The following is a 13137-nucleotide window of genomic DNA, read 5'->3' on the forward strand; positions in this document are numbered from 1 at the left end:
CGGGCAGGGGAGGGCGGCCGTTGGAGGACGACATCGCGAGGCGTCAGAAGGATTGACCGGGCGCCGTCAGCGGTTAAGGTAGATGGAGCAACGAAGCAGTAAGCGAAGTTGAAGTGCCCGAAGGGGGCGACCTGGTTTCGACGGGGGCATGGAAGTTCGAGACGCGTGCCGAGCTTGTTGGTTCGCTCGTAAAACCACTGACACAGACACAAAAGCCAACGACAACGTTGAGCTCGCGCTGGCTGCCTAACTAGCAGTTCCCTAGTGCGCGGTCCCCCCGCTCTCGGCCCGTGGGGTGGGGTAGGACCGTCATAATGCGGGCTGGCCGTCGAGGGTGCCTGGACTCTCGGCGGTGAGATCATCCAGGACCGGCTCACAGAATCCCGTCCGTGGGAGTCTGTGGGACGTAACAAATCGCGGACTACGCACGTAGGGTCAAAGGACGGAAGGCTTTCGGACGCGGGTTCGATTCCCGCCGCCTCCACTGGATGTAGCAAAGGCCCCGGCCGCCATCAGGCGAGCCGGGGTTTTCTTTTTCCGCTGAAGCCGCCAGCGCCAGCCCGGGTGAGCGGGCCTCGCTTGGGGCGCTGCACCTGGAGCTTGGCCACCTCGGCGCGGAGGGCCCTCCCCCGTTTCACCCGGAGCACTTCCATGTCAATCTCCCGCACTGTGGGGGCATGCCCGTGAGTCTTCGACGTCGCCGTCTCTCGGCGCTGGGCCTGCTGAGTGCGGGTGTGCTCGTCGCGCTCGGAGCCGTCCTGCTCCCTTACCGTCCCGTTATCGTGAGTGGGGCCCAGCCGCCTCCCGGTCCCTATCCGATGCCCGCGGCGGTGGCCGGTCTTCGGCTCCACGTCTTCAACACGGGAATGAACCGCATGTCGGCGCTCCTGGTCGGTGAGCACCGCCCATGGCGGCCGGCTCCTGCCTTCGTGATTGAGCATCCGCGAGAAGGGCTCACTGTGTTCGACTGCGGGCTCTCCACGTCCGTCGCCCGAGAGGGCGAGTCCGCTCTGCCTGTGCCGATGCGCTGGCTCTTCGAGAGCCGCGGACGCGAGGGAAGGACGCTCGACGCACAGATGCGGGGGGCCGGACTGGAGCCAGCCCGCGCCCGATGGGTCATCATCTCGCACCTGCACGACGATCACCTTGGCGCCGCCGCGTCCTTCGAGGGCGCGACTTTCATCGGTGGGCTGGGAACGGCCGGCAAGGTGCTGGGCCTGTCGGCGCCTCGTTGGCGCGAAGTGGACTTCCACGACACGCGCGCCCTCCCGCCTTTTGATGCCTCGCTCGACTTGTTCGGAGATGGCAGCGTCGTGCTGCTGCGGGGCGGTGGCCATGCGCGGGAGGACGTCATGGCTCTCCTCGCCCTGCCGGGGGGGCCGGTGCTCCTCACCGGCGATGCCGTTGTTCACCGAGAATGGCTGCATTCCGACAACGTGGAGCGTGTCGCGGTGGACCCCCAGCGCGCGGCTGACGTGCGCAATCAAGTTCGTGCACTGCTCGTGGCTCGGCCTGACGTCACCCTGCTCCCTGGGCATGAGCTTCCAAGGCGCGCCCGGCTCCCGCGGGGATGTCACCCTTCATCATCCCGAGTGGTTTGAAGCAGAGGCCTGGCCGCTCTCCCACTGAGGCGAACCTGGTAGAGGCCGGCACTGGGCTTGCCCCGGTTACGTGGCTCTCCCGCACTTCGTGTGGTTCGGCGGTAGCGAGCAGGCGAGCCTCGCTCTTGCGGCCATCCGTATGCGCCCAGGATTCACATAAACTGCGGGAGAGCCACAAAACCGGGGCAGGCTCAGCCGAGCACTCCACCCCGTGTAGCGGGCTGCACACCCGGTGGGGGCGCGGGGCGGCGGCCGGGCCCATCCCCTTGGAAGGAGGGGGCTTCCCGGCTGGCCCTGTTGGTGCATTGCTAACACTCCATGTGCCGGGAACGCGCCGCCCCCCCTTTTGACGGCCTTCGCGCCGCCCAGCCCAGCGAGCACACCCGCTGGCTGGCGGAGCCCGATGAGCCCGCGCTGCGCGAGCTGCTCCACGCGCGCTACGCCGGGAGCTACTCCTACCGCTTCCTCCATGAGCCTGGAGGGGCCTCGCGGCTCTGGAGGGCCGGCGCGCTGCTCAGCCTGGGGGAGTTCGACGCCCAGGGCACGCTCCTCTGGCACACGGGGCTGTGGTGCAAGCCGGGGCGGGACTCCCTGGACTCGGGGCTCTCCATGGCCCTGCCCAGCCGGCGCACCGCCATGGACCGCTCCGAGCACGAGCGGCTGTGGAGCCACCTTCTGGAGCTGCTCGAGGCGCGCGTGGGCTTGCTGCACCAGCAGACGTCCACGCTGCACCTCATGGCGCAGCGCTACGCGTCGCGCTTCATGCGGGCCGTGCCGGTGGGCCTCATCGTCGACTACACCGAGGGGGAGACGCTGGTGGGGGTGGAGGGCTCGGGCCTGCCGATGCAGGCGCTGGCGATGACGACGGTGCTCGCGCCGCTGCCTCCGCGCCGGCGCTTCCTGCCCGCGGGGCCGTGGGGGGAGTGGCTCGCGTCCATCCTCGCCGCCTCGGGCCTGCCGGGGACGGTGGAGCTGACGCCGCTGGAGCGCCGCCCTCGCGCCGGGGGCCTCGTGCTGCGCCCGCTCGACTGGAACGAGTCCCTGCGGCTCGAACGGCGGGAGCTGGTGGGGCCTGCCGGAGAAGGGCAGGGGGCCACGGCGCTCCCGTCCTCGCGGGCGCGCGTGGACCTCGTCCACCTGTCCATGGGCGAGCCCCAGCGGGTGGCCGAGGCCACGCCCGTGCTCCTCGCGGCGGGCTACCTGCCGACGGGCCTCCGCCCGCGCCTGGACGCGCCCGACGACATCGTCTTCCAGCACCTGCCGGCGCCGGAGCGGGCGCGCGAGGCGGTGGGGCGGGCGCGGCTGGACGGCGAGGCGGCCCGGGCCCTGTGGAGCGGATGGGTGGAGCAATGCGCGCGAACTTCGTAGACACGCTCCTCGCGCGGCTGGACGGCGAGGTGGCCACCATCTGGGCCACGGTGCTGCTGCGCATCGACGCGCGGCCCGACGTGGCGCGGCTGCGCGGGGCCTTGCGCGCCCTGGTGCGCGAGAGCGAGCGCCTCAACGTGGCCTGGGACGACGCGCGCGGTGCGTGGGTGCCCGCGCCGCGCACGGACGAGGCGGTGGACGCGGCCCTGCTGGAAGGCGCCGAGCCGCTGGACGAGCCCGAGGCGGTGACGCGGGTCATCAACACCCGGGTGGACCTCGCGAGGGACGTGCCGCTGCGGCTGCACCTCCACCCCCTGGCCGATGGAGCGCCGGGCCCGTGGCTGCTCGCCATCCAGCTCCACCACGCGATTGGGGACGCCAAGGCGCTCGCCCACCTGCTGGAGCGGCTCTGGCTGCACTGCGCGGGGCGCGCGCCGGAGTCGCCCCCGCTGGGCCCCTCGACGCTGACGGATGGCAAGGTGCTGCTCGCGGCGCTGCGCGGGCCGGGCCGGGTGCTGGGCCTCGCGAGCCCCCGCCGCCGGCTCCTCGCGCAGCGGGGCCTGGGCCTGCGCCGCAGTGGAGACACCGCGGGCCGCTCGTTGCTGGCGACGGCGCGCCTGACACTCCCGGCTGGCCGCACGGACGTCCAGGCCTCGGAGGTCTTCTTCGCCGCGCTGCTGGCGGGCGTCGCGCTGCGCGAGCCCACGAAGGACGGGCTCATCCGCCTGCGGGTGCCGGTGGACCTGCGGCGCATGCTGGGGCTGGGGCGGATGCTGGGCAACGGCTGCTCGACGGTGCCGCTGGAGCTTCCCCTGCGGGAGGTCCGCGCCCGGCTGGAGGACGCGCCCGCCCTGGCGGCGTTGGTGCGCGAGGCGCTGCGGCGCGTGCTCGACGAGGGCGTGCACTGGACGACGGCGCTGGAGTGCATGGCGGTGGCGCGGCTCGCCCCGGGGCCCGTGCTGCGGCGCAACGCGCGCCCCGGGCTGGTGGCCGAGCCCCGCACCAACACGCTGGTGGCGACCTACCTGGGGCGGCTCGACAAGCATTTCGTGGACGCGCCCTTCCGCATCCACTCCATGCGCAGCCACACGGCCACCTGGGGCGCGACGGGCCTGGGCTTTGGCGACACGCTCCACATCAACACGGCGACGTTCGAGGGACTGTGGACCCGGGGCGAGCTGCGCGACTTCACCGAGCAGCTCGCGGGCTGGGCGTCCTCGGGCTTCGGGCTTCCGGCGGAGGTGGTGGGACCATGAAGGGGCTTCGCGACGCGCCCGCGCTCTACCTGGGCTTCATCTCGCTGCACCTGCTGCTGGGGCACCTGGGCTCCAGCCTCGTCTACCGCCTGCGCTTCGGCCGCGGCCCGCTGGCCTACCGGAGCACCGGGGCCGACTCCGCCCACACGCGCCTCACGCGGCGCATCAGCGGCGCCTCGCTGGTGTGGGCTGGCTCGGTGGTGGCGGCGCTCTGGCCGCGCTGGTCCGAGCTGCCCTGGGGCCGGCCCCTGCTGGCCCTTCCGCCGGAGGTGGGCTGGGCGCTGGGCGTGCTCGGGCTGGTGGGCATGCTGGCGGCGCAGTACGGCATGGGCGCGACGTTCCGCATCGGCGTGGACGCTGGGGAGGCCCCGCCCGTGCTGCACGAGAGAGGACTCCACCGCTACTCGCGCAACCCCATCTACGTCTTCTCCTACCTGTACCTCGTGGGCGCCTCGCTCTGGGCTCCGTCGCTGGTGACGCTCGGGGCGTGCGCGGTGCTGGGGGGGCTGTTCCACGGGCTGGTGCTCCAGGAGGAGCGCTACCTCTCCGCCCGCCTCGGCGAGGCCTACGCGCGCTACCGCCAGCGCGTCCCCCGCTACCTCTGAGACCCCATGCAGCCCGCCCTCGCCCCCGTCTCCGCTTCACCCGCTGCCCCCGCCGGGCCGGGCCCCTCCCGCGACGAGCTGGTGGAGCTGCTGCGCATCCGCCCCGCGCGGGCTCTGGGCATGGCGGCCCTCCACCTGGGCGTGTGGGGGCTGGCCGGCGTGGGGCTCGCGCACGTCAGCGGCTTCTGGCTGAAGCTGCCCCTGTGGCTGCTGGCGGCCCAGGGCGTCATGGGGCTCATCCAGCTCGACCACGACGCGTGGCACGACACCCTCTTCCCGAGGCCCTGGCAGAACCGCCTCTTCGGCAACGGGCTCAGCCTGCTCGTGGGCATCGCCTACGAGCCGATGCGGCACGACCACCTCGCGCACCACCGCTGGAACCGCACCGAGAAGGACCCTGACGCCTACAACGCGGGCCGCCGCTCGCCCGGGCTGTGGGCACTCTTCTACGCCACCGTGCTGCTGGGCCTGCCGCTCAGCCTCGTCTACTTCAACGTCCTCTATCCGGTGCAGCACTTCGACGCCGCCCGCCTGCGCCGCCATGCGCTGGTGCTGCTCGGCTACGGGGCCTTCTACGCGCTGCTCTTCTGGCTCCTGGCGGGCCACGGGCTCCTCGGGGGCGCGGTGGAGTGCTGGCTGCTGCCGGTGCTCTTCGCCAGCCCCCTCAACGGGCTCAAGTCCATCTCCGACCACCACGCCAACGTCTGGCGCGGCGACCGCTTCCACACCGCGACGACGGTGCGCAGCACCCGGCTCGTCACCTTCCTGTGGAACGGCCTCAACCACCACCTGGACCACCACCTCTACCCGCGGGTGCCCGGCTACAACCTCGCGCGGCTGCACGCGCGCCTGCGCCCCGAGCTGCTCGCGCACGGGGCCCCCGTCTTCGACAGCTACCTCCACGTCATGTGGCGGGCCCTCCTGGCCGGCCCCATGGTGGTGGAGGAGGACGTGCGACTCGTCACCCTGGAGCGAAAGCGCCCATGAACGCCCTGCGCCGGCTGTACGCGGACATCCGCTACGAGGACGGCCGCTGGCCGCTGTCCCGGTGGGACCTCAACCTGCGCTACATCACCAAGAGCCTCCTGCACCTGCCGGAGCCGCGCTCGGCCGAAACCGGGGAGCACTTCGCGCGAGTCGCCCGGCACCTCGCCTCGGGGAGCTGGCGGCACGCGGGCGCGCCGGAAGCTCCGGCTGAGCGCCGTGGGCGACATGATGTGGATTCGCAGCGGCTTCCACCGCGCCCTCTCTCCCGGCGTCCGGGAGGTGATGGCGGGGGACGCGGTGGCCTTCGCCAACCTGGAGACGCCGGTGGACCCGGCGCGGCCCGTGCCCCGGCTCGTCTACGAGACGCTCCACTACAACGCCCCGCCGGACTACCTCGCGGCCTGGGAGGGCACGGCGCGCCACCGCGTCTTCTCCCTCTGCAACAACCACGCGCTCGACCAGGGCGCCGAAGGGCTGGAGAGGACCCGGGGGACGGTGCTGGCCTTCTCCCAGCACCGCTGCGTGGGAGGCCCCCGGCCGGAGGACGCGGTGGCCGCCCTGGAGGTGGACGGGGTGCGGATGGGCATCGCCGCCGTGACGTATGACATCAACCACCTCGTGGGGGCGCCGCCCGCCGGGGTGCCGGTGACGCGGCTGGGCAGCCCCCTCCACGCGCCGGACTGGGAGCGGCTGGGCGCGCTCATCGATGCCGCTCGCGCGGTGGGGCCGGACCTGGTGGTGCTGATGCCGCACTGGGGCTTCGAGTACGAGTACTGGCCCGAGGCCCTCCAGCGCGAGCACGCCTGCCGGCTCATCGAGCGCGGGGCGGACCTCCTCCTGGGCTCCTCGCCGCATGTCCTCCAGCCGGTGGAGTGGGTGTCCATCGACGGCGCGGACGCCACATGCCCCACGCAGGTGCGCCGGGGCGGGCCCGCGCGGATGGGGCTCATCGCGTACTCGCTGGGCAACTTCCTGAGCATCATGCCCACGCTGGCGTGCCAGACGGGGGCCGTGCTGAAGCTCGCGCTCGCCCGGGACGCGCGGGGCGTGCTCCAGCCGGTGGATTTGCGCGCGGTGCCCACCGCCTGTGGACGGGGACTCGGTGGGGAGGGGTTCCTCGACGCGGGCGTGGTGCGCCTGGACGAGCTGCCCCCCCAGCGGGCGGCGCCGCACCTCGCGCATGCTCGGCGGACGTTGGGCGCGCTGCTTTCGGACCGGAGGGACTGAGGATGTCGTCGATTGAGGAGCAGTTGGAGGCGCTCACCGTCGGGATGGCGCGGCAGGTCACGAGCTGGCTGCCGGCGGTGACGCCAGAGCGCTACGTGGCGTTCCTCGACATGATGTACCACTACACGCGGCGCAGCGGAGACCGGCTGCGGCTCGCGGCCGAGCGCGCCACGCTCCCCGAGCTGAAGGCCTTCTTCGCGGAGCTGGCGGGGGACGCGCAGTCGCACTACCTGCTGGCCAAGGCGGACCTCGCGGCCTTCGGGCGCGAGCCCTCGTCCGACACGCCTCGCGAGGTGGCCGGCTTCCACGCCTTCTGGGAGGGAATCGGGCCGGAGCGGCAGCTCGCCTTCCTGGGCGCGCTGCGCGTGCTGGAGGGCGTGGCGCGGCACCTGGGAGGCGAGGCCCGCCAGGAGCTGGGGCGGCTCGGGCTGGAGCGGACGAAGGCGCGCTTCATCCTCGTCCACCTCGACGTGGACCTGGAGCACGGCGCGCGGGCCCAGGCGCTCTGCGCGGCGCTGGGGGCCGGGCACCCGGAGCCGCTGCTCGAAGGGGCCCGGCGGGCCGCCGACTTCTGGGTGGCCATCCACCGCGCGGCGCTGGCCGGCGAGGCGCGGCCCTGAGCGGGCGCCTCAGCGCACGGAGAGGACGCGGCTGAACCTTGCGAGGCGGCGCCTCCGGCAGGTTCCACTCCAGCACCACCTTGACGGGGTGCTGGACGGAGACGAGCGGGCCGCGGGGAGCAACCTGGCGGACGCCAACAGCGTTCCCTGATGGCCGGGCAGATCCGCGCCGGAGAGAACAAGGCGGCGTGTGCGGAGCTCCCGCTGCCCCGAGCCACACACACCGCCTCGTTGAGCCGCTGGTGGAAGTCCCCGGCTCAGCGCGGCCACCGCGCCCGCGTCACTGGGTGAGCTTCACCACGTTCACCCAGGGGCGGACCCACTGCGCCCCCGAGGGCGTGGTGATGTTCATCTTCGTCAACCCCGAGGTGCTGTATGAGGGAATCTGGATCGACACCGAGCCCACGTACTGCACGCTCGGAGGGCCCACGTAGGTGCAGCCCGGGCACAGCCCGGGGCCGCTCATCCATTTCAGGTTCATGCTCACCGAGGGCGCAGATGTGGTGGAGCCCTCCGCCCAGCGTGGCTGCGAGCCTTCGTAGAAGGCCACCTTCGCGCCGTAGAACCCGGAATTCTCCTGGATGTTCAGCCCCCAGCCGGAGAACGCCGGCTCGTACCAGGCGCCGGTGCGCTCGAATCCGCCGCCCTGGTACGTGTAGGGCTCGTTGCCGGAGACGCCGTTCACCGTGAACAGGAACGCCCCCGAGCTACGCGACATCAGCATCAACTTCAGCGAGCCCACGTAGGTGAGGACGTTCGACGAGCCATTCCACGTCGAGAGGTAAAGCGGCGCGCTCCACGAGTTGTTGTACCAGTAGCCGATGCCCGTGGTGTACCAGACCGGCGCGCCGTCCGGGGTGAACGTGTACCAGGCGGCCGTGTACCCGCCATCCGGCGTGGCGAAGAAGTCGAGGCTAGCGCCTGGGCGCGAGGAGTTGGACCAGGAGCCCGGCAGAGGCCGGTATTGCGAGGCCGGGCTGACCGGCTTGGTGACGGTCGACTCCTGGCCCAGTGCGTCGCGCACTCTCAGCGTCACCGAATACGTGCCGGAGCGACTGAAGGAGGCGGTGGGCGCATCGCCGCCGGCGGAGTACGCGCCCGGTGGGAAGATCCAGGTGAACTGGAGCGGCGGCTGGCCGGTGGACCACGCCGGGTCGAAATAGCAGCGCAGGTTGCCGGGCTGGCACCACCACGAGAAGTCCGCCTGCGGAGGCGCTAGCACGGTGGACGCCGACGCCAGCGAGGACGGCTCGGCGAGCGGTTCCATCGGCGTATCGGGCGTCCCGGTGGCTTCATCGAAAGAGCCGGGATCGTTCGCGCACGCGGCGAGAACAGAAAGAACGACAACTGAAGACAGCAACACGGTTCTCATCAGGACTCCCTCTTGGAATGGTTTCAGATGGGCCCAGCTTCGGGCGGTGCGCGGCATAGCACGGCGCTCACCGCCCCCGGTCAGAAAGCCACGTACCGTGCCAATGGGTACTGGCGGGGAGCAGTACCTGCTGGGCTGTACTCATACATCAGGCCTCCTAGGCTTTGTTTGTCATTTGTGGCTCTGAGCATAGGAAGGACAGGAGCTCTCTTGGGCGTAGCGGGCGGGAGCAGAGCGGGAGGTGAGGGACGCTGACGGGGAGCCCATGAGCCGCACGCCGGCGCGGAGATTGAAGCTCAGGTATCATTCATCGGTGATGAGCTTGATCTCATTGCTTGGTACTTGCGCTCAGGTTTTATCGGCTTCCACCATTCCGAAGATGTACCCGGTATTATCTCGATCTATAGGCTATCCGATTTTCTTGGCCTGTACATGAAACATACAGCTCATGACGATGCACGCATCATTCCGCCGCAGCGCACGATTATGCTTTGGAACCAGTTCATCGCAGAAGCCTGCGGAATAACCTGGAACAGGATGGGACGAAGAGGGACGCGGCGGGACACCCACTTTTAACGGTTCCGGGCGGTTACGAGGTAAGGGCGCGATTCTGCCGGGAGTTTCGCACCGCCCGGCGCGGGTTCGATTCCCGCCGCCTCCACTGAAGTGAAAGAGCCCCGGCCGCCATCAGGCGAGCCGGGGTTTTTTTTTGGTGCGGCGAGAACCCCTCAAGAGGCACGATCGACATCATGGGCGCCATCGACCCCCACCGCATCCGCGACATTGCGAATCACACCCTGGAGAAGGCGCTCTCGAAGAGCTCGACGGAGCCGATGCCGCTCGAACTCCTCTCGAACGCGTCGCTCACCGAGGCGCCTGTCGAAGGTTCCAGCGGTGAGCTGCGCGCCGAGTTGTCGTTCACGATCCCGAACAGCCCCACGCCTCAAGTGGTCGCCGCGAGGACGGATCCCATGCATCTCGCCTTCGAGCAGTTCGCAAGCAAGCTCGGCGTCGAGCACAGCCTGCGGAGCAACTTGGAAGACCCACACACCCTGCGCCTGGTGCTCGTCGCTCAGGGCCCCGAAGAGAAGGTTCGTGCGTTCACCCGGGCCGCTGTCGAGTTTCTGCGGGAGTGACCTCAGCCGGAACGGGGCGGCTCCCGCCGGTCGCTCACGATGCGGCCATCCACCACCTCGATGATGCGGTCGCACCGCTGGGCCAGCCGGGGGTCGTGCGTGACGACGAGGAACGTCATCCGCTGCTCGCGGTTGATGTGGCGCAACAGCTCGAACACCTGGGCACTCGTGCCGGTGTCGAGGTTGCCCGTGGGCTCGTCCGCCAGCACGAGCGCGGGTGACATGACGAGCGCCCGGGCAATCGCCACACGCTGCTGCTGGCCTCCTGACATCTGACGCGGGTAGGCCCCGGCACGCTCCTCCAACCCCACCTGCGCGAGCAGATCCAAGGCGCGCGTGCGCATCCGCTCGTCCGGCCGGCCCCGCTCCGCCAGTGCCGGCATCATCACGTTCTCCAGCGCCGTGAAGGCCGGCATCAGGTGGTGGAACTGGAAGATGAAGCCCAGGGTCCGCGCCCGCAGCCGCGCGAGCGCGTCCTCGTCCAGCCCGCGCGTGTCCTGGCCCTGGAGGAGCACGCGGCCGCTGGTGGGCCGATCCAACAGGCCGATGATGTTGAGCAGGGTGCTCTTCCCCGAGCCGGACGGGCCGATGAGCGCGGCGAACTCGCCCTGCTCCAGCGTCAGGTCGATGTCATGCAGGACACGGGTGACGACCTCCTCCCCGTACGCCTTGGTGACGCCCTCCAGGCGCAGGACGGGCTCAGGCTTCACGGATGACCACCGCCGGATCCAGTCCCGAGGCCCGGCGCGCCGGAATCACCGCTGACAACAGCCCGGTGACAATCGCCACCGCGGAGGCCGTGAGGAAGAGCTTCGCGTCGAGCTGGACGGGGAACGTCGGCGAGCCGTCCGGGTTGGTGGCCAGGCTCGCGAAGAAGCGCGCCAGCCCCGCACCCATTCCTCCCTCCACCGTGAGCTGCGTGCCGCCCAGCCTCGCCAGGGTGAGCAGCTTCGTGCCCGGCTGCACCGAGTCACCCGGGTCCACCTCGCGCGTCAACACCACCGCGGGCGTCGTCGCCGTGAGGGTCGCCTGGGCTCGCCGGGCCTCGGCCGCGCGCAGCTCCGCCTCGGCCAGGGCCGCCTCTGCCTGCCGCTGCTCGCTCCCGCCCTGCCCGCTGCCCGCCGCCTCCGCCCGCGCGCTCGCCAGCCGGCTGCGCGCCACCTCGAGCGCCGTCACCGCCTCCTCGAGCTGCACGCGCGTCATCACCCCCGCCTCGGCGAGCGCCTTCGCCCGCTGCGCCTCGCGCTCCACCCGGGCCAGTTCCGCCTCGGCCCGCCGCACCGCCTCTTCGCGCTGGGGTACCCCCACCTCCTTCAGGTTGCCGAGCCGCGCCCGCGCCTGCTCCAACGCCGCGCGTGCGCGCGCCACGTCCGCCTCCTGGGGGGCCGCATCCTGCTCCACCAGCACCTGGCCCGGCTGCACCCGGGTGCCCTCGTCCACGAGGACTCGTGCCACCGTGCCCGATAGCTGGCTCGCCACCACCCACCCGGCCGGCGGCGACACCCGCCCGCTCATCACCACCCGGTGCACCAGCGGCCCGCGCTTCACCACGAGGACGGGCACCTCCGGACCCCGGAGACTTCGCACCCCGCCCAGTGCCACCAGCAGCACCCCGGCCGCCAGCACGAGGCTCCACACCGGGTGCTTCTTCCAGAAGCCCGTCAGCCGCTTCCCCAGGCCCTTGCTGGATGATGCCATGCGAGTCCTTACCGCCCGGGGCACTCCCGGGACGCGTCCTGCGTAATCGAGGCCCCGAGGCCTCGCAAGCGGCTCGCATCCGCCACCCAGCTTGGGATCCGCTGTCAGGCTCTCGTCGAAGGCGTGCTGCCAGCGCTCCGCTCGGCGAGGCCTTCGAGCACTCTGGACCAGTGCTCGCGCATCGCCGTGCGGGCCTTCGCGTCCGGCAGCTTCTCCATGTGCACGTGGAAGGAGACGCCTCGCGCCTTCGGCATCAGCGTGAGCTGCAGGGTCGCGGGTTTCCTCCAGCCGTCTGGCTGCCAGGTCATGCGGATGCGCTGCCCGGGCTTCACCACCCGGACCTCGCCGCGTACGCCGGGTGCTCCACGGCGCTTGGGCACCTCATAGCCCGCCCCCGGCTCGAGCGTCAGCGTCGCGCCGGCACCGAGCCATCGCTCCGGCTGTGTTTCAACCCGCTCCCACAGTTCCTGGGCACTCATTGGCAGCGTGCGCACCACGCCCACCTGGAAGCCCGAGGCCGCCGTCTCGCCCACGACCCGCTTGCCGCGGGTCTGCTCGTACGCCACGGCAATGGACTGCTGCCACCACGTGGACTCCACCTCTCGGGCCAGGTGCGCGACGAGCTGCTTGTGGTTCAGCTCGCCTGCCCCTGCCGCGTCCAGCGCGCGCGTCCACCCCTTCCAGTCCCGCCCGGTCGCCTCCTTCACGGCGCTGTCGGTCACGCGGCCGGTGACGAGCGCCTTCTTCGCCTCTGTCTTCTTCTGCGTGGCCGTCTTCTTCTTCGTGGCCGTCTTCTTCTTCCCTCTCGTGGCAATCTCCGCGAGCCGTGTCTGCACCAGCAGCTTCACCAGCTTCGCCGGGAGCGGCTTGCCGGGCGGGAAGGTCACTCCGCTCTTCGACGTGACGTAGCCGTCCAGCTGCGCCTTCAGTGCTGGCACCACGCCGCCGCTGAAGGGGTAGTAGCCGCAGTGGGTCTTGAAGAAGGCGAAACCGGCCACGGCGTTCCCGTCGACCTTGAAGGTGGGCATCTGGTAGCTGATGGTCTCGACCGCCCCTGGGAGCAACTTGCGGAGCTGCGTGCGAAGCGCCTCCAGCGTCTTCTTCGCCGCTGGGTTCTCCAGTCCCGCCAGGTATGCGTCGATGGGCGGCAGTTCTTTCCGATTCATCGCCATGGTCTTCGGGCTCCTGTGGTGTTCTCGGAACGCGGTACGTCACCGCACTCCGGCGCCCGCGGACATTACCGTGAGAAGAGGTGGCCCTGCCGCTC

The 13137-nt window shown here is 71.0% G+C and carries 12 protein-coding genes and 1 other RNA gene; 9 read left to right on the plus strand and 4 right to left on the minus strand.

Translation table 11 applies throughout. The annotated features are described in order from the left end of the window. The first annotated feature begins 122 nt into the window (after positions 1 to 122). The 8 genes from ssrA (at position 123) to ACN28I_RS43120 (ending at position 7664) form a co-directional block, all read left to right on the plus strand. Positions 123 to 487: a transfer-messenger RNA gene (gene ssrA, locus ACN28I_RS43085) on the plus strand. Between the two features lie 196 nt (positions 488 to 683). Next, positions 684 to 1601: an MBL fold metallo-hydrolase gene (locus tag ACN28I_RS43090; protein ID WP_420947686.1), complete on the plus strand. Its 918-nt coding sequence runs from the start codon at positions 684 to 686 to the stop codon at positions 1599 to 1601. 318 nt (positions 1602 to 1919) lie between these two features. Then, entirely contained in the window at positions 1920 to 2969 is a 1050-nt protein-coding gene (locus ACN28I_RS43095) for a hypothetical protein (protein WP_420947687.1), read from the plus strand. Further along, positions 2951 to 4225, plus strand: coding sequence for a hypothetical protein (locus tag ACN28I_RS43100; protein WP_420947688.1), 1275 nt, complete (start codon positions 2951 to 2953; stop codon positions 4223 to 4225). The genes ACN28I_RS43095 and ACN28I_RS43100 overlap by 19 nt, the downstream gene beginning before the upstream one ends. Beyond that, a complete protein-coding gene (locus ACN28I_RS43105; protein WP_420947689.1) occupies positions 4222 to 4830 on the plus strand; it encodes a methyltransferase family protein in 609 nt (202 codons plus the stop codon). The genes ACN28I_RS43100 and ACN28I_RS43105 overlap by 4 nt, the downstream gene beginning before the upstream one ends. Before the next feature lie 6 nt (positions 4831 to 4836). Next, positions 4837 to 5817, plus strand: coding sequence for a fatty acid desaturase family protein (locus tag ACN28I_RS43110; protein WP_420947690.1), 981 nt, complete (start codon positions 4837 to 4839; stop codon positions 5815 to 5817). 216 nt (positions 5818 to 6033) lie between these two features. Then, positions 6034 to 7044 (plus strand): CapA family protein, encoded by a 1011-nt coding sequence (locus ACN28I_RS43115; protein WP_420947691.1) that lies wholly within the window; start codon positions 6034 to 6036, stop codon positions 7042 to 7044. Between the two features lie 2 nt (positions 7045 to 7046). After that, positions 7047 to 7664, plus strand: coding sequence for an iron-containing redox enzyme family protein (locus tag ACN28I_RS43120; protein WP_420947692.1), 618 nt, complete (start codon positions 7047 to 7049; stop codon positions 7662 to 7664). A 280-nt stretch (positions 7665 to 7944) separates the two neighbouring features. Here ACN28I_RS43120 and ACN28I_RS43125 read toward each other — a convergent pair whose 3' ends face one another. Beyond that, positions 7945 to 9036, minus strand: a complete 1092-nt coding sequence (locus tag ACN28I_RS43125) for a PKD domain-containing protein (protein ID WP_420947693.1) — start codon at positions 9034 to 9036, stop codon at positions 7945 to 7947. A gap of 749 nt (positions 9037 to 9785) precedes the next feature. On the opposite strand from ACN28I_RS43125, the gene ACN28I_RS43130 reads away from it, so the two are divergent. Continuing rightward, positions 9786 to 10172, plus strand: coding sequence for a hypothetical protein (locus tag ACN28I_RS43130; RefSeq protein ID WP_420947694.1), 387 nt, complete (start codon positions 9786 to 9788; stop codon positions 10170 to 10172). Between the two features lie 2 nt (positions 10173 to 10174). Here ACN28I_RS43130 and ACN28I_RS43135 read toward each other — a convergent pair whose 3' ends face one another. The 3 genes from ACN28I_RS43135 to ACN28I_RS43145 all read right to left on the minus strand — a co-directional run bounded on the left by ACN28I_RS43135 (position 10175) and on the right by ACN28I_RS43145 (position 13042). After that, complete coding sequence (locus ACN28I_RS43135) at positions 10175 to 10882, minus strand: ABC transporter ATP-binding protein (RefSeq protein WP_420947695.1); 708 nt, start codon at positions 10880 to 10882, stop codon at positions 10175 to 10177. Further along, positions 10872 to 11870, minus strand: coding sequence for a biotin/lipoyl-binding protein (locus tag ACN28I_RS43140; RefSeq protein ID WP_420947696.1), 999 nt, complete (start codon positions 11868 to 11870; stop codon positions 10872 to 10874). Before ACN28I_RS43140 ends, ACN28I_RS43135 begins: the two co-directional genes overlap by 11 nt. A 104-nt stretch (positions 11871 to 11974) precedes the next feature. Then, entirely contained in the window at positions 11975 to 13042 is a 1068-nt protein-coding gene (locus ACN28I_RS43145) for an SRPBCC domain-containing protein (RefSeq protein ID WP_420947697.1), read from the minus strand. Positions 13043 to 13137 lie beyond the last annotated feature (95 nt).

Source organism: Archangium gephyra (assembly GCF_049060025.1).
Classification (GTDB): Bacteria; Myxococcota; Myxococcia; order Myxococcales; family Myxococcaceae; genus Archangium; species Archangium gephyra_A.